Origin of the sequence: Flavobacterium sp. 83 (genome assembly GCF_000744835.1) — a bacterium.
In the GTDB taxonomy this organism is placed as follows: Bacteria; Bacteroidota; Bacteroidia; order Flavobacteriales; family Flavobacteriaceae; genus Flavobacterium.
Window position 1 is genome coordinate 2,048,621 of sequence record NZ_JQMS01000001.1, and the last position, 25,962, is coordinate 2,074,582.

General features: G+C 35.5%; 19 protein-coding genes and 1 pseudogene. 8 read left to right on the plus strand and 12 right to left on the minus strand.

Features of this window, described 5'->3' with window-relative positions:
- Window positions 1–680 precede the first annotated feature (680 nt).
- Both T410_RS09015 and T410_RS09020 read left to right on the plus strand, forming a co-directional pair.
- Entirely contained in the window at window positions 681–6,665 is a 5,985-nt protein-coding gene (locus T410_RS09015) for a T9SS type A sorting domain-containing protein (RefSeq protein WP_035670737.1), read from the plus strand.
- 586 nt (window positions 6,666–7,251) lie between these two features.
- Window positions 7,252–7,752, plus strand: coding sequence for a hypothetical protein (locus tag T410_RS09020; RefSeq protein ID WP_035674320.1), 501 nt, complete (start codon window positions 7,252–7,254; stop codon window positions 7,750–7,752).
- 71 nt (window positions 7,753–7,823) lie between these two features.
- Here T410_RS09020 and T410_RS09025 read toward each other — a convergent pair whose 3' ends face one another.
- The gene (locus tag T410_RS09025) at window positions 7,824–8,783 is read right to left on the minus strand and encodes a TerC family protein (protein WP_035670739.1); all 960 of its coding nucleotides are present in this window, start codon (window positions 8,781–8,783) and stop codon (window positions 7,824–7,826) included.
- 155 nt (window positions 8,784–8,938) lie between these two features.
- Entirely contained in the window at window positions 8,939–9,952 is a 1,014-nt protein-coding gene (locus T410_RS09030) for a glutamine synthetase beta-grasp domain-containing protein (RefSeq protein ID WP_035670741.1), read from the minus strand.
- Between the two features lie 366 nt (window positions 9,953–10,318).
- Between T410_RS09030 and T410_RS09035 the strand changes: the two genes are divergently transcribed.
- A complete protein-coding gene (locus T410_RS09035) occupies window positions 10,319–12,508 on the plus strand; it encodes a glutamine synthetase III (protein ID WP_035670744.1) in 2,190 nt (729 codons plus the stop codon).
- A 115-nt stretch (window positions 12,509–12,623) separates the two neighbouring features.
- Here T410_RS09035 and T410_RS09040 read toward each other — a convergent pair whose 3' ends face one another.
- Window positions 12,624–12,905, minus strand: a complete 282-nt coding sequence (locus tag T410_RS09040; protein WP_035670747.1) for a DUF4242 domain-containing protein — start codon at window positions 12,903–12,905, stop codon at window positions 12,624–12,626.
- A gap of 398 nt (window positions 12,906–13,303) precedes the next feature.
- Here T410_RS09040 and T410_RS09045 point away from each other — a divergent pair, with 398 nt between their 5' ends.
- From T410_RS09045 to T410_RS09055, 3 genes are all read left to right on the plus strand, one after another.
- Entirely contained in the window at window positions 13,304–14,482 is a 1,179-nt protein-coding gene (locus T410_RS09045) for an AIR synthase related protein (RefSeq protein WP_035670749.1), read from the plus strand.
- A 62-nt stretch (window positions 14,483–14,544) separates the two neighbouring features.
- The gene (locus T410_RS09050; protein WP_035670752.1) at window positions 14,545–14,901 is read left to right on the plus strand and encodes a hypothetical protein; all 357 of its coding nucleotides are present in this window, start codon (window positions 14,545–14,547) and stop codon (window positions 14,899–14,901) included.
- Window positions 14,902–14,904: 3 nt separating this feature from the next.
- The gene (locus tag T410_RS09055) at window positions 14,905–15,504 is read left to right on the plus strand and encodes a GNAT family N-acetyltransferase (protein WP_035670755.1); all 600 of its coding nucleotides are present in this window, start codon (window positions 14,905–14,907) and stop codon (window positions 15,502–15,504) included.
- Between the two features lie 18 nt (window positions 15,505–15,522).
- On the opposite strand, the gene T410_RS09060 is transcribed toward T410_RS09055, so the two are convergent.
- From T410_RS09060 to T410_RS17335, 7 genes and pseudogenes are all read right to left on the minus strand, one after another.
- Window positions 15,523–16,221, minus strand: a complete 699-nt coding sequence (locus tag T410_RS09060; RefSeq protein WP_035670757.1) for a DUF6629 family protein — start codon at window positions 16,219–16,221, stop codon at window positions 15,523–15,525.
- Between the two features lie 103 nt (window positions 16,222–16,324).
- The gene (locus T410_RS09065; RefSeq protein ID WP_035670760.1) at window positions 16,325–16,990 is read right to left on the minus strand and encodes a CPBP family intramembrane glutamic endopeptidase; all 666 of its coding nucleotides are present in this window, start codon (window positions 16,988–16,990) and stop codon (window positions 16,325–16,327) included.
- Window positions 16,932–18,386, minus strand: a complete 1,455-nt coding sequence (locus T410_RS09070) for a hypothetical protein (protein WP_035670762.1) — start codon at window positions 18,384–18,386, stop codon at window positions 16,932–16,934. The genes T410_RS09065 and T410_RS09070 overlap by 59 nt, the downstream gene beginning before the upstream one ends.
- Before the next feature lie 428 nt (window positions 18,387–18,814).
- Window positions 18,815–19,327, minus strand: a complete 513-nt coding sequence (locus T410_RS09075) for a MepB family protein (protein WP_202963243.1) — start codon at window positions 19,325–19,327, stop codon at window positions 18,815–18,817.
- A gap of 148 nt (window positions 19,328–19,475) precedes the next feature.
- On the minus strand, window positions 19,476–19,838 hold the full coding sequence (locus T410_RS09080) for an iron chaperone (RefSeq protein WP_035670765.1): 363 nt from the start codon (window positions 19,836–19,838) through the stop codon (window positions 19,476–19,478).
- Window positions 19,839–20,061: 223 nt separating this feature from the next.
- Complete coding sequence (locus T410_RS09085; RefSeq protein ID WP_035670768.1) at window positions 20,062–20,499, minus strand: VOC family protein; 438 nt, start codon at window positions 20,497–20,499, stop codon at window positions 20,062–20,064.
- 204 nt (window positions 20,500–20,703) lie between these two features.
- Window positions 20,704–20,796: pseudogene (locus tag T410_RS17335) on the minus strand (AraC family transcriptional regulator); the annotation flags it as partial.
- 836 nt (window positions 20,797–21,632) lie between these two features.
- On the opposite strand from T410_RS17335, the gene T410_RS09095 reads away from it, so the two are divergent.
- Entirely contained in the window at window positions 21,633–23,171 is a 1,539-nt protein-coding gene (locus tag T410_RS09095) for an IS1182 family transposase (RefSeq protein ID WP_238567344.1), read from the plus strand.
- A 22-nt stretch (window positions 23,172–23,193) separates the two neighbouring features.
- Here T410_RS09095 and T410_RS09100 read toward each other — a convergent pair whose 3' ends face one another.
- Both T410_RS09100 and T410_RS09105 read right to left on the minus strand, forming a co-directional pair.
- The gene (locus tag T410_RS09100; RefSeq protein WP_035670774.1) at window positions 23,194–23,436 is read right to left on the minus strand and encodes a hypothetical protein; all 243 of its coding nucleotides are present in this window, start codon (window positions 23,434–23,436) and stop codon (window positions 23,194–23,196) included.
- Between the two features lie 2 nt (window positions 23,437–23,438).
- The gene (locus T410_RS09105; protein ID WP_193743737.1) at window positions 23,439–24,119 is read right to left on the minus strand and encodes a DUF4304 domain-containing protein; all 681 of its coding nucleotides are present in this window, start codon (window positions 24,117–24,119) and stop codon (window positions 23,439–23,441) included.
- A gap of 172 nt (window positions 24,120–24,291) precedes the next feature.
- Here T410_RS09105 and T410_RS09110 point away from each other — a divergent pair, with 172 nt between their 5' ends.
- Window positions 24,292–25,830, plus strand: a complete 1,539-nt coding sequence (locus T410_RS09110; protein WP_238567358.1) for an IS1182 family transposase — start codon at window positions 24,292–24,294, stop codon at window positions 25,828–25,830.
- The last annotated feature ends 132 nt before the right edge of the window (window positions 25,831–25,962 follow it).

A 25,962-nucleotide genomic window follows, 5' to 3' on the forward strand; every position in this document is an offset into this window, starting at 1 on the left:
ATTGCATCAGAAAAAATCAATAAAACTTCAATTAAATGAATAAAATGCAAGAGTGAATTGATGCTTTTAACACAATTTTAGTATTAACATAATTTATGTAATATAATTATTAATTAATTGATAATCAATTAGTTAACGAGTAATTTAGTGCTAATATTTTATTTCCGTAAAGCTTTTCTTAGCGAACTGTGTTCCTTGTCGGGAATAACAGAATGTTGTCTTGTTAAGTGCTGTTTTTTTTCCTTTTTTTGATGTAATAGCTAACTTTGGTTTAACAAAAATTTATTTGATTTAGGTTGCTTGTCAGGCAACTTTCAAATTGATAAAAGGATTTTTTGTATCCAAAAATAAAAATTCCTTTAGATGATCGACTACTTCAAATTAATTTTGAAGATGTTTCGTTTTTCTGCAAGTTTTCTGCCCAAGTCTGAAAACTTTTGTTTAACACCTATTTTATTAATTTCAATGCTAATTGTTTTAGATTAGAGTTTATGTTGCTTTTGGCGATTATCTGGTTATTAAAAGAATTTAGTTATTGTTCCCCACAATAAAACTCTTTTGGCTGATGGATTACTTCATAATGCTATTTATGAAGGCGATTTTTGTTTCTGCAAGTTTTTTTTCCCCTAAGTCTGTAAACTTCCTTTTTGTCTAATTTATGATGTAAAAATACTATTATTATGAAAAAGAGTACAATTTTCGAGTTTTTCGATGTTCTAACCAGCAAAATAATTAGTTGCTTTATAACGAAAAACATTGTTTCTGAATTAAATTTTATAAAATTTAATGAAAGAGGTTCAATTGATTGTTTGTCAAAATCGCAAAAAAACCGTTGGCGACATTGGTTCTTTTTGCCCTTTATTTTGATAATAATTTTGATGACGGGTTATACGGTTAATGCCCAGAATATTCAAGGTATTATTCCGGTGCAACATCCCATTACTGGTTCTGGTGTTGACGGCGATGCTTGGGCTCATGAACCTATCGGTACTAAATATGAAAATATAGGTGATTTGTTTGATAAGCTGTATAATGGTACTACACATGCTATTAATCATGGCGTGCTTAATTTATCAAATGGTCAGCTTCTTTATCCTGGCGAAACCTTTTTCTTGCAGGATCGTTATGTAAATGATTTAACAATTTTTACACTCTCCAATAAGATAAATGATAATCCTAATACCTATACTTGGGGCGCAGGATCTTCACCTAACAAAAATGAAATTCAAAATGCAGGTGCTCATTTTAGTTATGGAGATGCTTCCGTTATAGGTGGTGTAATTGGTGCAGATGGAAATTTTGTTGCTGGTACTAGTAAAGCTGGAGATCCCAACGATTTGTGGTGTCTTTTTGCGGGTGACCGTCAGGTGACTAATGGTAGCAGTTATATTGATTTCGAATTTTTGCAAAAATCCTTAAAAATTACCGGTGCTACTTTTGGTCCTTTAGATCCCGCAACTGGTACAGCCCCAATTACTGGTGGTAGCGGAGGATTTACTACTGAAGGAACTCAAGGAGGTCGTACAGTAGGTGATATTTTGGTCACTATAGAATTCACACAAGGTGGAGGAGCTGCTAATGTTGTGATTCAAAAATGGACAGAAATAAGCATAGGGGTGTATCAATACGTAGTGGTTCCAAACGATGGTGTTGGTATTATTGGTAATATCTATTGTACTAATAACAACGTAACGACTACAGTTCCCTTTGATGCTTACGGAACTAATCCGGGTACTTATGTTCCTAACCAATGGGCAGAAGGAGCTATCAATCTATCACAAGTTTTCAAAGCTACTAATAATCCTTGTTTAGTACTTAGTACCTTATTTATAAGAACACGTTCCTCTGGAAATTCAGAACAATCGGAGTTGAAAGATTTTCCCGGGGCTCCTATTCAATTGAATTTGGATTTGACTCCAAATGCAAATGCGGGTGCTGATAAAGAATTGACTTGTACCACAACTTCAATTGCTCTAAGCGGTTCTTCTACAACCGCAGGTGCTACATTTGCTTGGGTAGCCAGCAATGGAGGTCATATCGTTTCGGGAGCTAATACAGCTACCCCAACGGTGGATACCGCTGGTACATATACTTTAACAGTTACCAGTTCCGCTAATCCTTTATGTTCAGGGACAGATGTAGTCTTAGTAACCTTAAACAATACGCCACCAAATGTAGATGCTGGAGCCGATAAAGTGTTGACTTGTACCACAACTTCAATCGCTTTAAGCGGAAGTTCCACAACAGCTGGAGCAACATTTGCTTGGATTGCCTCTAATGGCGGAGTTATTGATTCTGGTGCTACAACAGCAACACCAACAGTAAGTCATTCAGGAACGTATACATTAACGGTTACTAATCCTGCTAATGGTTGTACTGCAACTGATGTGGCTTTGGTGACTTTAAACAATACGTCACCAAATGTAAATGCCGGAGCCGATAAAGTGTTGACTTGTACCACAACTTCAATCGCTTTAAGCGGAAGTTCCACAACAGCTGGAGCAACATTTGCTTGGGTCGCCTCAAATGGCGGAGTTATTGATTCTGGTGCTACAACAGCAACACCAACAGTAAGTCATTCAGGAACGTATACATTAACGGTTACTAATCCTGCCAATGGTTGCACTGCAACTGACGTAGCTTTGGTTACACTTGACGCTTCTTTACCAAATGCTGCTGCAGGAGCCGATAAAGTGTTGACTTGTACCACAACTTCAATCGCTTTAAGCGGAAGTTCCACAACAGCTGGAGCAACATTTGCTTGGATTGCCTCAAATGGCGGAGTTATTGATTCTGGTGCTACAACAGCAACACCAACAGTAAGTCATTCAGGAACGTATACATTAACGGTTACTAATCCTGCCAATGGTTGTACAGCAACTGATGTGGCTTTGGTGACTTTAAACAATACGCCACCAAATGTAGATGCTGGAGCCGATAAAGTCTTGACTTGTACCACAACTTCAATTGCTTTAAGCGGAAGTTCCACAACAGCTGGAGCAACATTTGCTTGGATTGCGTCTAATGGCGGAGTTATTGATTCTGGTGCTACAACAGCAACACCAACAGTAAGTCATTCAGGAACGTATACATTAACGGTTACTAATCCTGCCAATGGTTGTACAGCAACTGATGTGGCTTTGGTGACTTTAAACAATACGCCACCAAATGTAGATGCTGGAGCCGATAAAGTCTTGACTTGTACCACAACTTCAATTGCTTTAAGCGGAAGTTCCACAACAGCTGGAGCAACATTTGCTTGGATTGCCTCTAATGGCGGAGTTATTGATTCTGGTGCTACAACAGCAACACCAACAGTAAGTCATTCAGGAACGTATACATTAACGGTTACTAATCCTGCCAATGGTTGTACTGCAACTGATGTGGCTTTGGTAACTTTAAACAATACGCCACCAAATGTAAATGCCGGAGCCGATAAAGTGTTGACTTGTACCACAACTTCAATTGCTTTAAGCGGAAGTTCCACAACAGCTGGAGCAACATTTGCTTGGGTCGCCTCAAATGGCGGAGTTATTGATTCTGGTGCTACAACAGCAACACCAACAGTAAGTCATTCAGGAACGTATACATTAACGGTTACTAATCCTGCCAATGGTTGTACTGCAACTGATGTGGCTTTGGTGACTTTAAACAATACGCCACCAAATGTAGATGCTGGAGCCGATAAAGTGTTGACTTGTACCACAACTTCAATTGCTTTAAGCGGAAGTTCCACAACAGCTGGAGCAACATTTGCTTGGATTGCCTCAAATGGCGGAGTTATTGATTCTGGTGCTACAACAGCAACACCAACAGTAAGTCATTCAGGAACGTATACATTAACGGTTACTAATCCTGCCAATGGTTGTACTGCAACTGATGTGGCTTTGGTGACTTTAAACAATACGCCACCAAATGTAGATGCTGGAGCCGATAAAGTCTTGACTTGTACCACAACTTCAATTGCTTTAAGCGGAAGTTCCACAACAGCTGGAGCAACATTTGCTTGGATTGCGTCTAATGGCGGAGTTATTGATTCTGGTGCTACAACAGCAACACCAACAGTAAGTCATTCAGGAACGTATACATTAACGGTTACTAATCCTGCCAATGGTTGTACAGCAACTGATGTGGCTTTGGTGACTTTAAACAATACGCCACCAAATGTAGATGCAGGAGCCGATAAAGTCTTGACTTGTACCACAACTTCAATTGCTTTAAGCGGAAGTTCCACAACAGCTGGAGCAACATTTGCTTGGATTGCCTCTAATGGCGGAGTTATTGATTCTGGTGCTACAACAGCAACACCAACAGTAAGTCATTCAGGAACGTATACATTAACGGTTACTAATCCTGCCAATGGTTGTACTGCAACTGATGTGGCTTTGGTGACTTTAAACAATACGCCACCAAATGTAAATGCCGGAGCCGATAAAGTCTTGACTTGTACCACAACTTCAATTGCTTTAAGCGGAAGTTCCACAACAGCTGGAGCAACATTTGCTTGGATTGCGTCTAATGGCGGAGTTATTGATTCTGGTGCTACAACAGCAACACCAACAGTAAGTCATTCAGGAACGTATACATTAACGGTTACTAATCCTGCCAATGGTTGTACAGCAACTGATGTGGCTTTGGTGACTTTAAACAATACGCCACCAAATGTAGATGCAGGAGCCGATAAAGTCTTGACTTGTACCACAACTTCAATTGCTTTAAGCGGAAGTTCCACAACAGCTGGAGCAACATTTGCTTGGATTGCCTCTAATGGCGGAGTTATTGATTCTGGTGCTACAACAGCAACACCAACAGTAAGTCATTCAGGAACGTATACATTAACGGTTACTAATCCTGCCAATGGTTGTACTGCAACTGATGTGGCTTTGGTGACTTTAAACAATACGCCACCAAATGTAAATGCCGGAGCCGATAAAGTGTTGACTTGTACCACAACTTCAATTGCTTTAAGCGGAAGTTCCACAACAGCTGGAGCAACATTTGCTTGGGTCGCCTCAAATGGCGGAGTTATTGATTCTGGTGCTACAACAGCAACACCAACAGTAAGTCATTCAGGAACGTATACATTAACGGTTACTAATCCTGCCAATGGTTGTACAGCAACTGATGTGGCTTTGGTGACTTTAAACAATACGCCACCAAATGTAGATGCTGGAGCCGATAAAGTGTTGACTTGTACCACAACTTCAATCGCTTTAAGCGGAAGTTCCACAACAGCTGGAGCAACATTTGCTTGGATTGCCTCAAATGGCGGAGTTATTGATTCTGGTGCTACAACAGCAACACCAACAGTAAGTCATTCAGGAACGTATACATTAACGGTTACTAATCCTGCCAATGGTTGTACTGCAACTGACGTGGCTTTGGTGACTTTAAATAATACACCCCCAAATGCTGCTGCAGGAGATGATGTTCAGATTGCGTGTGGTAAAACTAATGCAACACTTTCAGGATCTTCAAGTACTCCAAATGTTAGTTTTTCTTGGTTAGCCAGTAATGGTGGTCACATCGTTTCCGGAGCTGACACAGCTACTCCAGTAGTAGATCATGATGGTACTTACACATTGACTGTGACAAGTTTGACTAATGGTTGTACTGCTACTGATGTGGTTCTTGTTACAACGCAAATTTGTGCAAAAGCTTTATGTACTTATACTCAAGGGTATTATGGAAATCTAGGAGGCATGTCATGTGCACCTGATATGGATGGTAATTTTGGGAAATACACTACTATCGATCTTATACAAAGAGCTTTAGCGTCCTATGGAGGAACTATGACTATAGGTTTAACTGGACATTCTGTGATAATTACTAATACAGTAACTGATATAAACGCTATAATAGACATTCTTCCTGGAGGTGGTAGCAGTTATGTATTAACAGGTAATTATTCCATAAGTGCATTACCTAGCAGTTATTTGAAAAATGGAAGAATCAATAATACTTTATTGGCTCAAACCATAACTTTAGGTCTTAATATAGGTATAAACGGTGCCTTGAGTAATTTTGTATTGCAAGGAGGAATGTTGGTAACTGCTGCTCCAGAAGGAGGATGTGGTTCAGATATTCCAAAAGAGCGGAAATGTATTTATGATCAATATGGTAATCTTACCAATGTGATTAATGAATATCAATACAATTCTATCGATGCCAATGTTGTTGCTGCCTTAAATGGTAATCCAACAGTTCAAGGATTATTTGAATTAGCTAATAAAGCTTTGGGCGGAGGAGATGTAAATGGATTGTCACTTACTAGTATTGCTGACGTTGTTGATAAAATCAATAATGCTTTTGATGGTTGTAAAATATTTATGGGCTATGATGTTCCAAAATGTCCAAGTTCAACAACCGTATCTTCAATTGCACCGATGGAATCTACAACTTCAAAAGTAGGTTTTGATGCTTATCCTGTGCCATTTAAAGATCAACTTACTATTAAATATAAATTTGATTATGTATCTGATGTAAAAATTGATGTTTTTAATGCACAAGGTATTTCAATACTTTCAAAAGCAGATTCCAATAGTTATTTAAACAAAGAAGTTACTTTGAATCTTAATGTGAAAAAAGGGCAGGAGCAAGTTTATGTTGTTAAAGTGACTACTAATCAAGGAAGTAGTGTTAAGAAAGTAATGTCTTCTAAATAGCTTCAAAAACTAATTCTAACTAAAAAGCATCCGTTTTACGGATGCTTTTTTATTGTTACTACGAATATCAGTCGGTTATTTTATCAGATTTTCTGATACCTAATATCTGAAGTTGCTTCTTTAAAATTGCAATTTTTATAAAAAAATATAGTTTTAGTTTTTTGGAGGATAATATTAAATTTTCAGCAACCGAAAGTAATTTACAATGGTATTCTTTTTTTCTTTAGAATCACCTGGATTGATGAAGAATATTTTTTTATAGGTAGTGTTTGTAACTTCATCTTTGGCAATAATTTCAACGCAATAAAGATAAACTACAGCAAATTATTTTTCAGGCTTCAATATGAATTAGGCTATTGGCTTCAAGCCAAAAAAGTTCTGCTGCGGAATTAAATTTTTTAAAGAATATCAAACCCAAAAAAAAATATTATGTTGTTCCGTAAACCTTTTTTCTGGCTTGCAGCCTAGTATTATCATGTATAATTTAAGTTTTTCTTTTCTATTCAAATACACAATTTTTTATAAAAAAAAACTTTGGCACAATTCATGGATAGATAAAAAAAAGAAACCATTAAAATTTAAAATCATGAAAAAAATACTTACCCTTTTAGCCCTTGCAGGATTATTTACTTTGCAAAGTTGTACTGTAACTGATAACGGACCTATAATCGATAATACGACTAGCGAAGTATTTGAAGTTAATGCTTCATTTAATTCAACTAATGATTACAGTAAATTAATCACTTTTAATTATCCAATTTATTCTTCGGATGTCGTTTTAGTGTACCGATTATCTGGCACGACTGCTCAAGGTAGTGATATATGGAAATTATTGCCTGAAACGCATTATTTTAGTGACGGAACACTTGATTTTGGTTATGATCAAGATTATACAACAAGAGATGTAAATGTATTTATGATTGGTAACAATTTGCAAACTGTTTCCGCTGATTATAGATTGAATCAAGTCTTAAGAGTCGTTATTGTGCCGGGAGGTTATGCAACTTCGATAAATAAAAATAGTTTTGAAGCGGTGATGGCCACTTTAAAATTAAATGAAAGTCAAATTCAAAAAATTCAAATGTAATTTTAGAATTTTAAATAAAAAAGGGAATCGTTTTGATTCCCTTTTTTTATGTGCTGTTAAAAAAAACGCAGTTAAATCTCATCTTCAACAACTTCTTTTGGACTCATTTTTATAGAGATAATTATTCCAATTAAAAGTGATACTGCAATAAAAGCTAATGATACCCATTCAGGCATTTCGATAAAATCGTGTAGTAACATTTTGAGTCCCACAAAAGTTAAAATAGCAATAAGGCTATATTCTAAATGGGCAAATTTTTCTAGCATATTGGCCAAAAAGAAATACATGGAGCGTAAGCCTAATATAGCAAAAATATTAGAACTAAAAACTAGAAAAGGATCGTTAGTGATTGCTAAAATCGCTGGTACGCTATCGAGTGCAAAGACAACATCCATGACCTCAATAACTACCAATGCGACAAATAGCGGAGTTGCTGCAGTAATATGCCTTCTTTTTACAAAGAAATGTTCATCGTCCATATGATTGGAGATAGGCATCAGTTTCTTCAGACTTTTGTAAACGAAAGATTTTTTTGGTTCAAATTTATCATCTTCTCCGGTGAATAACATTTGAATTGCTGTATAAACCAAGAATGCTCCAAATAGATACGTAGTCCAAGAAAATTTATTGATAAGTAAAACTCCAAAATAAATCATTAGGCCTCTAAAAAGAATCGCTCCTAATATTCCCCAAAACAAAACCCGATGTTGGTATTTTTTAGGTATTTTAAAGGCAGAAAAAATTATGGCTATTACAAATATATTGTCAACACTAAGGGATAATTCAATCAAATATCCCGTTATGAATTTCATCGATGCAGCTATTGGTTTTAATCCATCCGGATTTGAAATGTAATTATTACCGTATAGCCAATAGATTACTCCAGAAAACAGAAAAGATAATGTTACCCAAATAGCGGTCCATTTACCCGCTTCTTTAGAGCTGATAATATGTGGTGTTTTGTTAAAAACACCTAAATCAAGAGAGAGAAATAGTAATACAGCAGCTAAAAATGATATCCAGACAAGCATAAATCAAATTGTTTATTATAGGTTGAACAAATATACTTTTTGATTGCTTAAATTCTAAACTTATTATTCAATAAACTCATTTTGTCATTAATTTATAGAATAAAAAAAGTGCCTCCGTTACTGAAGGCACTTTTCAAGTATAAATTAAGTAAGATTTACAAAGCTGATTTTACAGTTTTGATAATTCTTGCAGCAATTTTGTATGGGTCACCGTTAGATGCTGGTCTTCTGTCTTCTAACCATCCTTTCCATCCTTTTTGAACAGTAATTAATGGGATTCTGATTGAAGCACCTCTATCAGAAATACCATAAGAGAAATCATGGATAGATGCAGTTTCATGTTTACCAGTTAAACGTTGCTCATTGTAAGCTCCGTAAACTGCAATATGCTCTTCAACAACTGGACGGAAAGCTTCACATATTTTTTCGTATGTTGCTTGATCTCCACATGTTCTTAAAACTTCATTAGAGAAGTTAGCGTGCATTCCTGATCCATTCCAATCTGTATCACCTAAAGGTTTTGGGTGGTATTCAATATAATAACCATGCTTTTCAGTCAAACGATCTAGTAAGTATCTAGCAATCCATATTTCGTCACCAGCCTTTTTAGCTCCTTGTGCGAATAATTGGAATTCCCATTGACCACAAGCAACTTCTTGGTTGATACCTTCAAAGTTAATTCCTGCAGCGATACATAAATCTGCATGCTCTTCTACTAAGCTTCTTCCGTGTGTGTTTTTTCCACCTACTGAACAGTAGTACATACCTTGTGGAGCAGGATATCCACCTATAGGGAATCCTAAAGGTAATAAAGTGCGGGTATCCATAATGAAATATTCTTGTTCAAAACCAAACCAGAAATCACCATCATCATCAATAGTAGCTCTACCGTTTGAAGAGTGAGCAGTACCATCAGCATTCATAACTTCTGTCATTACTAAATATCCATTGATACGAGTAGGATCTGGATAAATTGCAACTGGTACTAATAAACAATCAGATGAACCACCTTCTGCTTGTTTAGTAGATGAACCATCAAAAGACCAGTTTCCTATTTCTTCTAATGTTCCTTGAAAATTTTCGTGTTCTTCAACTTTAGTTTTACTTCTTAAGTTTTGAGTTGGTTCGTATCCATCTAACCAAATGTATTCTAACTTTATTTTCGCCATAATAATATAAATTTATTTTTTTTGATGATTTTCTTGTGCAAATATAAATTAATTTGTCAATCTCGTAAAATCAGGGGGTAATTTTTATTTAATGAGGTATAATTTTTAGCATTACTGCATTTTTTGAGGGGTATAATTAAAGAAATGTAATTTTAGTTGGGTATAAAAATTAAATTCATAATACGAATTTTTTAGTCATTAATAAATAGTTAAGATTTTTATTACTTGAGATGTAAAAAGGGATGATTTTTTATTATCGTCTCAAAAAAGAAAGTTAAGATATGTTAATGAGAGGATTAAATATTACTGGAATGAATTATATTTGTATGTGTTTTAAATTACGATTAATATTTTAAATTAATACTTATGTCATCAATTCGTTTTCAAGCATTAAGAGAAGCTTCAAATAGAAAGCCTGTCCATTTTGAAGAAATAGATAGAAAATCAATTATTTATGGTTCTAATGTTTTTAATGATAAAGCGATGAAGCAATATTTGACTTCAGATGCTTTTAAAGCCGTTCAGGGGGCTATTCAACACGGAACTAAAATAGATAGAAAATTAGCGGATTATATCGCAATGGGAATGAAAGAATGGGCCCTGTCAAAAGGAGTAACCCATTATACACACTGGTTTCAGCCCCTTACTGGAACAACAGCTGAGAAACATGATGCTTTTTTTGAAACATCTTACGATGGCAGTGATCCCGTAGAGAAATTTGGCGGAGCGCAATTAGTACAACAAGAACCAGATGCTTCCAGTTTCCCAAATGGAGGAATTAGAAATACATTTGAAGCAAGAGGATATACAGCTTGGGATCCAACTTCTCCAGCTTTTATTTTTGGAACTACATTATGTATTCCTACCGTTTTTATATCCTATACAGGAGAAGCACTAGATAATAAAATCCCTTTATTGAGAGCTTTGTCAGCGATGGATGAAGCGGCTACGGAAGTATGTAAATATTTTGATAAGAATGTAAAGAAAGTTACTGCAACCTTAGGATGGGAGCAAGAATATTTCTTAATCGATAAATCTTTAGCTGATTCTCGACCTGATCTTGTTATGACAGGAAGAACACTGTTGGGGCATACCTCTGCAAAAGGACAGCAATTGGATGACCATTATTTTGGTTCGATTCCAACTCGTGCTTTGACTTATATGAGAGATTTGGAGCAAGAGTGTATGTTGTTAGGAATTCCTGTTAAAACACGTCATAATGAAGTGGCTCCAAATCAATTTGAGCTAGCACCTATTTTTGAGGAGACAAACTTAGCTGTAGATCATAACTGTTTATTAATGGATGTAATGCAAAAAGTAGCAGAGCGCCATGATTTGAGAGTATTGTTTCATGAAAAACCATTTAAGGGCGTTAATGGTTCAGGGAAACACAACAACTGGTCATTAGCAACTGATACTGGAGTAAACTTGTTAAGTCCTAGTAAAACGCCAATGAGTAATTTACAGTTTTTGACTTTCTTTATCAATACTATAAAAGCTGTAAATGATTATGAATCATTATTAAGAGGTGCAATCGCAACTGCAAGTAATGATCATCGATTAGGTGCAAATGAAGCGCCACCGGCAATTATCTCTGTGTTTATTGGAGAGCAATTGACAAAAGTCTTAGCGGAGTTAGAAGGGGTGACTACCGGAAAATTATCTCCAGAAGAGAAGACCGATTTAAAATTGAATGTAGTAGGTAAAATTCCAGATGTACTTTTGGATAATACGGATAGAAACAGAACCTCACCATTTGCTTTCACAGGAAATAAATTTGAGTTCAGAGCAGTAGGGTCTTCAGCAAATTGCGCCAATGCTATGACTACTTTGAATACGATTGTAGCTAAACAATTAAGAGATTTTAAAATTGAGGTAGATGCTTTGATTGAATCAAAAGACATGAAGAAAGACGATGCGATTTTCAATGTTTTGAGAGAATATATCAAAGTTTCTAAAAAAGTTCTTTTTGAAGGTGACGGATATAGCGAAGAGTGGGAAATTGAAGCGGCTAAAAGAGGTTTGAGTAACTTTAAAACGACTCCTGAAGCATTGAAAGCAAGAGCTTCAAAACAAGCTTTGGATTTATTCTCGGAAATGGGAATTATGAACAACATTGAGGTAGAAGCCCGCTACGAAATTGAATTGGAAGAATACACTAAAAAAATTCAAATTGAAGGTAGAGTTTTAGGTGATATTTCAAAAAACCATGTTATTCCTACAGCAATTCGTTACCAAAATATGTTGATTGAAAATGTAAAAGGATTAAAAGAAATTTTTGGTGATGAGTTTAAAACAATTGCTAAGGAGCAAATTATTTTAATCAAAGAAATTTCAGGTCATATTGAAGGAATCAATTCCAAAGTAGAAGAGATGACTAATGAAAGAAAAACAGCAAACAATTTAGCCGATGCTCAAGAAATGGCTGAAGCGTATTGTAATAAAGTAAAACCATATTTTGAAATTATCAGAAACCACTGTGATAAACTGGAGTTGTTGGTAGATAATGAAATCTGGACATTGACTAAATACAGAGAGTTGTTGTTTACTAAATAGGAACAAACACTATTTTGTAAAAAAGCCTATCCATTTAGACTGAACCCAAAAAGTTAGACACTATTTGGGGGCAGTGCAATTTTGGATAGGCTTTTTTTTAAGTTGATTTTTTTTACTAAACTGTTTGTTCTGCAGTTGTTGGGTCAATGGTTGTAAATACTTGATTAACCGAGTTTGCTGGAAAACCACCTAGTTTTGCATGTTCGCGAACCATCTCCTCGTTAGGGGCAATATACGTACAATAGATTTTGTTAGCTGTTACTTGACTGTTGACCCATTGAATTTGTGGGCCCATCTTACCCAGTACTCCACAGGAAGTTTGTGAAATGGCTCTTAGCTGATCGGCAGTAAGTTTGCCGGCACCAGGAATTTCTCTTTCAATTACATATTTAGGCATGGTATTATGGTATTTAGTTTCCTACTCTTATGGCTTTTCGGTAAGGCCCCGTTTTTTTATGTGGTTGCTGGTTTCCACTTTTTTTTGGTTTTATTTCTAGGTTTTGAATTTCTTAAACGTTTAAAGGTTTTTAGCTTTAATTTTAATTAAAATCAATACAAATTCAGCATGATGTTCATTATGATAGACAGGTTTTGTTTACTGGTTATTTTTTGTATTTATTTTTTAAAATGCTGGTAAACAAAATGGTATGGTAAATTTAATAAAATAAATCCACATTCGGTTTGTAGATTATAGATTTAACGAAACACTTGAAAACCCGATAGGCAAAACCCAAAAAAATAATTATCTTTGCCGCAAAACACATCTGCATAAAGCAGGTTACACAACTAGACTACATGAGTTCAGATACTTCAAAAAGATATGCGCTTCGCGGTGTTTCGGCATCCAAAGAAGACGTGCATAACGCTATAAAAAACATTGATAAAGGATTGTTTCCTCAAGCATTTTGTAAAATCGTCCCGGATTATTTAACCCAAGACGAAGACTATTGTCTGATTATGCATGCTGACGGAGCGGGAACTAAATCTTCTCTGGCGTACATGTATTGGAAAGAAACAGGAAACATTTCTGTTTGGAAAGGTATTGCGCAAGATGCATTGATTATGAATATCGATGATTTACTATGTGTAGGGGCAACGGATAATATTTTACTTTCATCCACCATTGGAAGAAACAAAAACCTGATTCCTGCCGAAGTAATTTCAGCAATCATCAATGGAACCGAAGAATTAATCAAAGAACTGGATTCTTTTGGGGTGACTATTCATTCCACTGGAGGTGAAACGGCTGACGTAGGTGATATCGTTCGAACTATTATTGTAGATTCTACCGTAACAGCTCGTATGAAACGTTCTAAAGTAATTGACAATGCTAATATTAAAGCGGGTGACGTAATTGTGGGATTGGCTTCTTTTGGTCAGGCCACTTATGAAAAAAGCTATAACGGCGGAATGGGAAGTAACGGATTAACATCGGCGCGCCATGATGTATTCGGAAAATATTTGGCAACGAAATATCCTGAGAGTTTTGATGCTGCAGTTCCTTCAGAATTAATCTATTCCGGACAAGTAAATCTTACTGATTCAGTTGAGAATTCACCAATAGACGCAGGTCAATTAGTACTTTCACCAACCAGAACGTATGCACCCATTATCAAGAAAATTTTAGATCAATATTCATCTGATGAAATTCACGGAATGGTGCATTGCAGCGGAGGAGCGCAAACTAAGATTTTACATTTTGTACAAAATCTACACATTATTAAAGATAATTTATTTCCGGTTCCACCTTTGTTTCAATTAATTCAAGAACAATCCAAAACCGATTGGAAAGAAATGTACCAAGTTTTCAATTGTGGACACCGAATGGAAATTTATGTTCCCGAAGCTATTGCCCAAGACATTATCGCAATTTCAAAATCGTTTAATGTGGACGCACAAATCGTAGGTAGAGTAGAGGCAGCCGATGCTAAAAAACTCACTATTACCAGCGAATACGGTACTTTCGAATATTAAAAAAAATTAATTGACACGAGTTTTTCAATCTTTTAATTTTTCAATCTTTTAATTTTTTTTAAATGTACGAACTACTTTTTTGGCAATATCAAGAAGGAATCTATTTAAACCATCATTTGGTTTACGAAGCCTTGGTCGAACAACAAGAAGTCGAAGGATTAGAAATACTTCCCGTTCAAGTAATCCTGAATCGTATTAATTCGGTGTTTTCAAGCTGGGAAAAAGTAGATGAAAATAGTTGGAAAAACACCAGCGGAAAAGGCGCTTTTCATGTCAAAACTACACCTCAAAGCATACAAATTGATTGCTACGGCACCGAAGGAAAAACAATGAATTTGCTAGCAGATACTTTGGAAGAATTCAAATGCCCACTCTATGATCCGCAAATTCCCGTACGTTACGACGAAATGAACGAATAAATTATGACAACAAATTTCCCTCAAAATACAATCCTCGAAGACGAATCAATTTTATTACGTCCTTTACAGGAAACAGACGTCGAAAATTTATTGGAAATATCACTCAACGAACCGGAAACCTGGGAATATTCTCTAGTGCGCGCAAACGGTAAAGATAATCTTGAAAACTACATCAAACTAGCTTTAAAATACAAAGAAAATGAAACCGAATTTCCTTTTATAGTTTTCGATAAAAAGTCTGGGAAATATGCTGGAAGCACTCGTTTTTATGATATTAATTTGCCATTCAAAACCCTGCAGTTGGGTTATACTTGGTACGGCAAAGATTTTCGTGGCACTGGACTTAACAAACGTTGTAAATTTTTGTTGTTAGAGTTTGCTTTTGAAACCCTTGGAATGGAACGCGTAGAATTTCGTGCAGATAATAACAACCAGCGAAGCATTGCAGCCATGAAAAGTATTGGATGCACAATAGAAGGAGTAATGCGTAATCATATGCCTACTTTAGGGAGTGACGTTCGTAGAGATAGTATTATTTTGAGTATTCTCAGAGAGGAATGGTTTAATAGTGTGAAAGAAAATTTAAAGAAAAAAATAGAATAAAAACTAAAAGTCAGCATTTTAAACACTTGTTTTTTTGGTGTGTTCAATCCTATAGTAATATTTAGATTGTTTTTTACTGGGGTTCTTTATTTCATCCATAACGATTAGTACGGAGATGCTAATAATCGAAGAAAAGAAACACCAAACCGAAACGATGTAATCAACATACAAAACAGTTGTGATGATATACGAAATGATGATGGTAATGCTTAAAAGCCACATTTTTTTGATTTCTGAGAATAGTGGAGGAGTAATAGTAGCAATGATGTAGAGCAAATCGCCATAACTGCCAAAAAGTATTGGATACCCTTGTATATAAGAGATGTGAAGGCCAATGATCTTAGCTTCAACAGAATAAGTGATTAAGCAATACCCAAGGTATAAAGCTACTGAAAGGCCAATCACAACCAATATCCACTGAAAAAGAACATTTTCTTCTTCTTTTTTAAGTTTTAATGATGCAAAAGGAATCCATAAAGGCCAAACAACTTGGGCAAAAAACAAAAAGGTATAGGTCGTGAACTGTTGTAAAGGTGCGAAATAAGGTTTGGTTAATGCTAGCCATAAAAAGCCCTCGGCAATTTGTTGCACACAAAAAATAATGGGGATACAGGCAAAATAAATTTGGGATGGTTTTTGTACTTTTTTTATAGACGCAACACTTATTGCTGCAAGGACAATCCCTGCTCCAAAACTGGCACTGGCTGAAAAACACATAAGCTTTAGTTTGTATGAATTAAGACTTTTAGGATGTCGTTAGACATGATAAATCGATTTCTCAATCTTAATCGTGTTGTTAATTTTAGGTTTACTGTATAGATTACCACACCCACAAAGGCGCTTGTAGAACTTCAGCATAAACTGCCAAATCAAAAATGACGTGAGCCATAATAACCGGTACCATACTTTTTGAGTAATGTTTTAAAAAACCGAGCACAATATAAGCCCCAAAGGACCATACAAAATAGGATATAAGATGTTGCTGATGTATTGCTACGGGTGAAAGAAAGAGACAAGCTTTGTACGATGCATGCGCAAAGGCAGCAAAAAATATGGCAAAATCAGTATTTAACTTACTGATTTGACCTTGTATGAAGCCGCGAAAAACCAATTCTTCGATGATGGCAATACTTATTGCCACTATTACAAATTGCCTGATTATCATAGGTAAAATTATCATTCCCAAATTACCTCGGTAATAAATTGCCGCAATGATACCCAATTCAAGTCCAATAACAATTTGTACAAGCATTTTTAGAGAAAAAAGATCCCTAAATAAAAGCCTGATTGTAATCGAAGGAGAATCAATATCCCGGCTTATAATAAAACCAACCATTACCAGCGGAATAAATGCTATTGCTTTCAACGGAAAAGGATAGGTAATTAAATAGGCAAATACCATCAACTCAGCACTACAAACAATTGCATCAAGCACTACTTTTTTGGTTCGTTTGGGAATCGTTCTTGTTTGTTCTGAATGTTCCATTTTTCTTGTTTCTTTTAAAAGATTTTTTCAATAATTTTCTTGGAAAAACTAAACTGAATAAAAATACAGTAGGAACTAATAAAAGCAGCCAGCCAGAACCCATACATGCTCCAGTATTGGGAACAATTATGCAGCCGGGTAAACTCTTTTTCAGCGTTTGTACATAGGTGCTGTCTACCTTGTTTTTTTCTGGTATGGATAAGTATCGTAATTGTTTTAAGGCATGAAGCGATTGTCTGTCTGTTACCGTATCTGTTATTACGAGTCCCCTGAGATTGGGTAATTTTTGCAATACAGATACCTTTTTTACAGCATCATTTCCTTTTATTTCCAGGATTTGTAAACTTGATAATTTGGTGCATATAGTGTCAAATTGTTTTTGAGAGGTGTTTTCAGGGAGTCCCAGCCATTTGATGTTTTGACAGGTGCTAAGTGCATCAATATTGGTAAAAATACCCGAGGCAATCAATACAGAAAGCTTAGGAAATTTGTTTTTTAATGTTGCCAAATCTCCTGTACATCCAAAATTAGTAATGACTAACTGCTTTAGGTTTTTGAGTGGCTGCAAAACGGAATAATTAGTTAAGCAGGCAAATAAACTTATTTTTTCCAATTGCGGATTATTCTTAAAGAAAGCAACATTCATAGATTTGATGTCACCACCATTGATGATGCATTGCTTTAGGGCAGGCATAGCGGGTAAAGTAGCTGTAACTATAGAATCCGAGATAGTCAAATGCAAACATTCGGTAGTTTTCCAATGTGATAAGAGTGATAATTGATTTTGTTTTAAAGATGCTCTTATAAACTGGGGTTTAAAAAAATCAGCGGTTTTGAAATAATTTTCAATTAGAATTAGCGAATCATTTTCTTCAAATGTCAATGCGATATTGGGTTTTAATTCGGCTATTTTTTTTAAATACGGAATATAGTTTCTAGGAATTTTAGATTTGAAATAGAGCGTTTCCAAGTTATCTATAGTTCTACATTTCATTTTTTGAAACCAAGGAATAAGATTTGCTTTTTCTGTTAGAATGATGGTATTTACTTTACCGTTTACAAAAACAAGGGAATCTCCGGAATCATCAATTTGTAAAGAGTCATTTGTAACGTTGCTAAAAGAAATAGTAAGATCGTTAAATCCCAATACATCTCCTTTTTCGGCAAGCACAGCACCGTAATTTTTTTCATTGGAAGGAAATTGAACGAGACTATAATTTTTTGAAAGGTTGCTAGTAGATCCTTTGCCATTAAACTTTACTACAGCAAATCGATTTTCATCTTTAAATTCGTAGATAACCCAAAATAATAATGACAACAGCAATATTAGCAGCACAATGGCTATCCCGCTAAACTGTTTTGGTTCATTACTTACACGACTTTTAAAGTTATCCATAACGTAGTGGTTTAATCATTTATAGTTTGGTTAGCAACATAGAAAACAGGTATTGTTCCTTATTTTCTTTTGGTAATTACTGCAAAAACGGAATAAAATAAAACTGGGCTACTGAAATTGGTATTGCTTAAAAATGAGTGACAAAAAACAATGAAGTATTAATACCTATTATTTTTTACATAATTGATTTAAACCACAAGTTAGTCGGATTTATAATGTTGTCTAACTCGTAAATAATAATAAGATTATGGGGATAGTATAGGATATTAAAATTGTGAAATCCTTAACTGAAGCTAAAGTAAAAATAATTTTTGATTTTAACAACTGAAAATCAGTATATTATAAAATAAAATATAGAAATGCGTTTATCTTGAAGCAAATGTCATTTTGAATTGCTTAAACAGGATTGGTTTTAGATGTGATTTAATTTACTGAGAATACAGTAATTTTACCCGGTTTAAATCTATGGGTTTGTTCAAAGGGATTTCCAGAAAATAGTCCAATTGCCATTTCTGGGTTTTTTGAGCCTGCTTGCTTGTTGTGATGTCCCAAGGTGGATATACCCTGATGGCTCGTTTCCCTTCTTTCAAATCAGTAGTAAGGATTCCTTGTTGGATAAGTACTGATTTAGGAAATACAAACTGACCAAAATGATCCCCGTTTCGAGTATTGATAATAAATAAATCGATGTCATCTGAAAGGTCAAAAGGTTGAATAGGCCCTTTTGTTATTCTTTTCCATACCGTGACAAATTGACCCACTTTTGTAGGTGTAGTTTTTGCCACACGAAATAGTGTTTTTAATCCATTAAGTTCAAATTGATACGCACCATAATCCTTACTTTCTTTTTCCAGTACTGGGTTTGTAAGTTCAAAACTGCAGGGATCAAAAACAAAGGTTTTGGTTTCTAGAAGAACGGTAGGAGTTGAAGTTTCGGACATTACTTTTGTAAATTTAGTTTTTTTAGAAATAATAAAAAGGTACGAATTACGCATAGCTTTTAGTACTATTTGCTCACTTTTGAGGATGCAATTTGCAAAGAGGTGCTAACTATTATGGTATATCAGCGTGATCTGGGTTGGGATATTCTTATTTGTATTTTAGTTCATTTTCCTTTACCCTGAATGCAACAATTTTCTGAATCAAGTCAAACGGGATTGGTTTGTCAAGAGGAAATTGAACAGAACCTTTTCCTTGTTTATAATTTGAAAGTTCAACACTAAACGCAGTATGTCCTGTTGGTGTTGCATAAAATCCAATGTGATTTTTGAATCCTGAAAAATAAACTAAAGGTTTTCCATTTGTTTTGTATGCAGGCATGCCATAAGCAATACTTTCTACCGCTTTTGGAGCATTTTCGAGAATAACTTCGCGAACTTTCCCCAAAAGGGATTGAGTCTCTTTTGGGAATGATTTAATGTATGCGTCAACAGATTTATAATCAATATTCATATTTTTCTCGATCCTGTTCGTACTTACTGTTAATGGATTTCTGATTAGTTGGTGTTAAGGATTTTGCTGAAGATTGGTTAACGTTCCGCCATATTGTTCAAGTAGCGAATTGTTAGTACAAGTGCTAATTAGATACACAAAAGCTGGTTTAACAACAAAAGTGTCATAGAAGTGAATCTCTCATTTTTTGCTAAACTGCAGTTAGAGGTTCGCTGTTTTTGAATTATATTTTTCCGTTATATTTAGGGTCAAAGTCAACCATCCATTCAATACCAAATTTGTCTCTAAACATCCCAAAATAGGATCCCCATGGACTGTCGCTAATAGGCATTTCAATGCTTCCACCTTCGGAAAGTCCGTTAAATAATTTGTCTGCTTCTTCTCGGCTTTCGGCACTAATTGATATTTTAGACCTGTTTTCGTTTTCATTTACTCGTCCCATACTTTCTGGAACGTCATTGGCCATTAAAACGTTTTTGCCAATAGGCAAAGCAATATGCATTATTTTATTTGCTTCTTTTTCTGCAAATGGATATTCAGGACTTGGCATGTCTTTGAAACGCAAAATATTTGCAAACTCTCCGCCAAAAACTGATTTGTAAAAATTGAATGCTTCTTCGGCGTTTCCGTTGAAATTAATGTGTGGATTGATAAGTGCCATAATTCATATTTTTAAGTTGTTTTTTTTATTTAAATATTTGATTAATAATAGGATAAGATTATTCTAAACGTTTAGCAACTTGTGATAGCGGCGTTATTGAATCACCAACTATTTCAAATATAATCAAAATTTTCATTAGTGAATTCTTTTCTGATAAAACCATAATCCACCATTATTAGAAACGGTTGTTAGCGATAATAGTTTTCAATTGTAACTAAGTCTGTATTCAATTGGTGTTAAATTGGTTTTACTTTTAAACAGTTTACTAAAAGACTGTGGATATTCAAAACACAATTCCCTCTAAAAGCTAATTTTACGGGTAAGGGCACTTATGTAAAAGTGAAGAAAAACACTCAAAAAACAAGCTAAAACCACTCCAAAAAAAGAGGACACTAAATCCTCTAATAATTCTTTCTTAAAACTTTACGATAACTCCATAGTACCTGCCAGTGACCGGTTCCGTTCAACAGGAGTTTCATTGTTCGTGCTACGCAGGCAACGAAAATCTAGCTGTTGGTGGCTGTGTTTTTTCATTCAGTTATTTCAAATATTTTATCGAATTTTCTTTTCAGGTTTCTATTTTGACATTTTATGTGCAGTTTCGAAACGATGGAAATAAAAACTATGAATAAATTAAATATAACATATATTTCAATTGGTGGTTTTGCTTGAAAATAAAAAATGGAATTAAACATAATTAGCGCAATAATTGGAAAGTATTTTACCCATGCAACTCTTAATTTGCCAACAGGTTCTAAACTATAATTCACTGTGAAATTTTTTTCAGTATTCTTATATGTTCCTTTCAGAAAATATAAACTCGGAAAAAAATTAGAATTTTTTATTAATTCAAAAGTCAAATTGTCAAATTTTCCATAAAAGAATTTCGAATTATCATTAGAAAAAATTGACAGTATTCCCCAATATATTTTTAGTTTTGGAGAGCCAATTTTCGTGTTGTCCTTTAATCTATTTCTAAATTCAGTTATATCTATTTTTGACTACATTTCTGGTTTTTTTGTCTTCTGCGGTAACATTGCCACCAACGTCAGTATGTGAAAAAACTTCGGTTTGGTTGATAACAAATATAGGGATTAGCTTGTACAAAAAGAAGATTTTTCGTATTTTTAGTAATGCAACATATTCAAGGAATTTCACGTAATCAGCTGCGCATTTCTAGTTTAGAAGACGCAATTTCCAGCGACAATCAAGTTCGCTTTATCGATGCTTTTGTAAATACCATCTCCATTTTAAGACTTGGATTTAGTCTGCAAACCCTTAAAAAAGAAGGACGCCCGAGTTACCAAACGCCGGTATTTTTAAAAATCTATTTGTATGGCTATCTTAATGGAATAAGAAGTAGTCGGAAATTAGAAAAAGAATGTTTTAGAAACCTAGAGATGCAATGGCTTTTAGAGGGGATTTGTCCGAACTACCATAGCATTTCTGATTTCAGAAAAAACAATCCTGTAGCCCTAAAGAACTTATTCAAACTCTTTGTTTGCTTCTTGAAAGATATCGATTTGATAGGAGCAGAAACCATCGCGATTGATGGTACAAAAAGCCGGGCGCATAATAGTAAGAAAGCGAATTTCAATCAAAAGAAAATCGATAAACACCTAGAATATATCGAGAATAAAACCCAAGAGTACCTGACTGCATTACAGGAAAATGATGTACAAGAAAATCCTGTTATAATTCAAAATATCCAAGAAAAAATAGAACGCTTAAAAGGGAATAAACTGCGATATGAACTCTTGGAAGAAAAACTAAAGGCCAGCGGCGAACCGCAAATAAGTACTACCGATAGTGATGCTAGGGCTTTATTAGTACAAGGACAAGTAGTTGAGATATCGTTTAATATCCAAGCTGCCGTGGATGCTAAGCACAATCTGGTAGTAGCCACGCACACGATCAACCGTAACGACAGGAATGCCTTGTCAGCAATAGCTTTGGAAGCCAAAGAGAATCTAGGGATTGCAACGTACAGCGCTTTGGTGGACAAAGGCTATCACAACGGAAAACAAATCGAGATCTGTCAGCAAGCTAATATTACGACCATTGTAGCCCAGCCCAATCAAGGGAAAAGCAACGAAAACGGCACCCAGCCGGATTATTTGGTAGCCAATTTTCAATATGATAAAAATACCGATACCTATACTTGTCCACAAGGCGAAACATTGCATACCACAGGGAATTGGCACAAGAAAAGCAGTTCAAAAGACGGATATAATTTTAAAAAATACCGAACGTCAAAATGCAAAGAATGCGCGGTGAAACATCTTTGTACGAGTCGGTCAGGAGGCCGAGAAATTGATCGAGGTCAATATGCTGATGCTGTAGAAGAAAACAACAAACGCTATCGAGAGAATCCCCAATTGTATCGCAAGCGACAAGAGATTAACGAGCACATCTTTGGGACCATCAAGCGACAATGGGGTTACAACCACACCAACTTAACGGGACTAGAAAAAGTAAATGGAGAACACAGCCTGATTATGCTGGTGTATAACATCAAGCGGAGCATCAATATACTGGGCGTTCCTGATTTGATAGCCAAACTCCACAAATGGAACTCACCCTACAAGGCAAAAGTCTTGTTTTTGCTAAAAACGGAGCATTTAAAGCTGAAATTAGACTTTGTTTTCTGCCACACTAAATTGATAGCGTAAAAACTAGTCTGCTGTAAAAGACTTAATTTGGGTCGTAGCAATAGAAAAATAGAGAAATTTTAAAGGGAAAAGGAGGTTTTTTCACAGCCTGACGTTCCGGCGCTTGGCGAAGAAGCGGATTTCGAAGCCCTAAACTTTCTGCCAGCACTGAACTTGATACGAAGGAGAAGGCTTCATTTAAGCACTGAACCCGCTTTTTTGCCAAACGCCTGTTAGCGGTTCGGGCTTCTTCTTCGGTCGTCAAATTCACTTTCTGTATATTCATATTCAGTCTGTTAAATTTACTCCAAGTCTGTTGGCAAGTCCTTTAACGTATTCTTTATGTCCGTTTTTAATTTCAATGTTGTCATAGTACTCTTGAAATAATTTCTCTGCTTTTGTTCTGTTCCGAAGAAGTTCAATAAGTGCCACGTCTAATTTTGCTCTAGGCGAACCAACTTCAGAAGTTCCTAAGTTTTTGCAAATCTTATCTCTATTCTCGAAGTTGTCAAGCCAATCAAGTCCGTGTGAACTCAGTCCGTCAATAACTTCCTTCGCTGTTTTATTGTTGTCGTCTGAAATTGTCCACCAATGGTCTTGTTTAATAGTCAAATGTGGTAGTCGTTCTCTAATTTGGCAGTCATAGTCTTGATAAATGTCTTTGGGTTTGTTATGATTTTCAAGTTCATAAATTTCTTTTACCATTACTCCTAAATTGACTGTAAATTTTCCATACAAGTTTTCCCTAAATCCCGGGATTACATACTTGTCGCCAAATTCGTATCTACCACTTTGAATGTTGATTACTTGATAAATTCCGTCTTCTGTTTGTTTGTTAAATGTCCGTCCTTTTTTCTTAAACCCTAATGGCTTCAAGAATAGATAAATTTCTTTTTGTATGCTGTCCAAATGAGTTTTTAGCTCGACCTTATTTGTCAAATTTTGGTTGTCTGATTTTTCGTCAGCCATTTTTGGTTTGTTTTTTAAAAAGTCAAAAATTCCCATTTGTCAACTGTTTTTCTTTTGCTGTGTCGCCTTTTAGCCTGACCGCTAACGTCAGTCTGTGAAAAAACTTCGGTTTGGTTGATAACAAATATAGGGATTAGCTTGTACAAAAAGAAGATTTTTCGTATTTTTAGTAATGCAACATATTCAAGGAATTTCACGTAATCAGCTGCGCATTTCTAGTTTAGAAGACGCAATTTCCAGCGACAATCAAGTTCGCTTTATCGATGCTTTTGTAAATACCATCTCCATTTTAAGACTTGGATTTAGTCTGCAAACCCTTAAAAAAGAAGGACGCCCGAGTTACCAAACGCCGGTATTTTTAAAAATCTATTTGTATGGCTATCTTAATGGAATAAGAAGTAGTCGGAAATTAGAAAAAGAATGTTTTAGAAACCTAGAGATGCAATGGCTTTTAGAGGGGATTTGTCCGAACTACCATAGCATTTCTGATTTCAGAAAAAACAATCCTGTAGCCCTAAAGAACTTATTCAAACTCTTTGTTTGCTTCTTGAAAGATATCGATTTGATAGGAGCAGAAACCATCGCGATTGATGGTACAAAAAGCCGGGCGCATAATAGTAAGAAAGCGAATTTCAATCAAAAGAAAATCGATAAACACCTAGAATATATCGAGAATAAAACCCAAGAGTACCTGACTGCATTACAGGAAAATGATGTACAAGAAAATCCTGTTATAATTCAAAATATCCAAGAAAAAATAGAACGCTTAAAAGGGAATAAACTGCGATATGAACTCTTGGAAGAAAAACTAAAGGCCAGCGGCGAACCGCAAATAAGTACTACCGATAGTGATGCTAGGGCTTTATTAGTACAAGGACAAGTAGTTGAGATATCGTTTAATATCCAAGCTGCCGTGGATGCTAAGCACAATCTGGTAGTAGCCACGCACACGATCAACCGTAACGACAGGAATGCCTTGTCAGCAATAGCTTTGGAAGCCAAAGAGAATCTAGGGATTGCAACGTACAGCGCTTTGGTGGACAAAGGCTATCACAACGGAAAACAAATCGAGATCTGTCAGCAAGCTAATATTACGACCATTGTAGCCCAGCCCAATCAAGGGAAAAGCAACGAAAACGGCACCCAGCCGGATTATTTGGTAGCCAATTTTCAATATGATAAAAATACCGATACCTATACTTGTCCACAAGGCGAAACATTGCATACCACAGGGAATTGGCACAAGAAAAGCAGTTCAAAAGACGGATATAATTTTAAAAAATACCGAACGTCAAAATGCAAAGAATGCGCGGTGAAACATCTTTGTACGAGTCGGTCAGGAGGCCGAGAAATTGATCGAGGTCAATATGCTGATGCTGTAGAAGAAAACAACAAACGCTATCGAGAGAATCCCCAATTGTATCGCAAGCGACAAGAGATTAACGAGCACATCTTTGGGACTATCAAACGACAATGGGGTTACAACCACACCAACTTAACGGGATTAGAAAAAGTAAATGGAGAACACAGCCTGATTATGCTGGTGTATAACATCAAGCGGAGCATCAATATACTGGGCGTTCCTGATTTGATAGCCAAACTCCACAAATGGAACTCACCCTACAAGGCAAAAGTCTTGTTTTTGCTAAAAACGAACCATTTAAAGCTAACTAATGCCCTTGATTTTTATCTAATGAAATTAGTAGCCTAAAAAAAGAGCCTTCTTAAAAGGCTTTATTTCAATTGTAGAACAGGAAAATTCAAGGTTTTTAATGGGAAAAGGAGGTTTTTTCACAGCCTGACGTTCTCAGGCTTGGCGAGGTTTGGGACTAAATTAAGATAT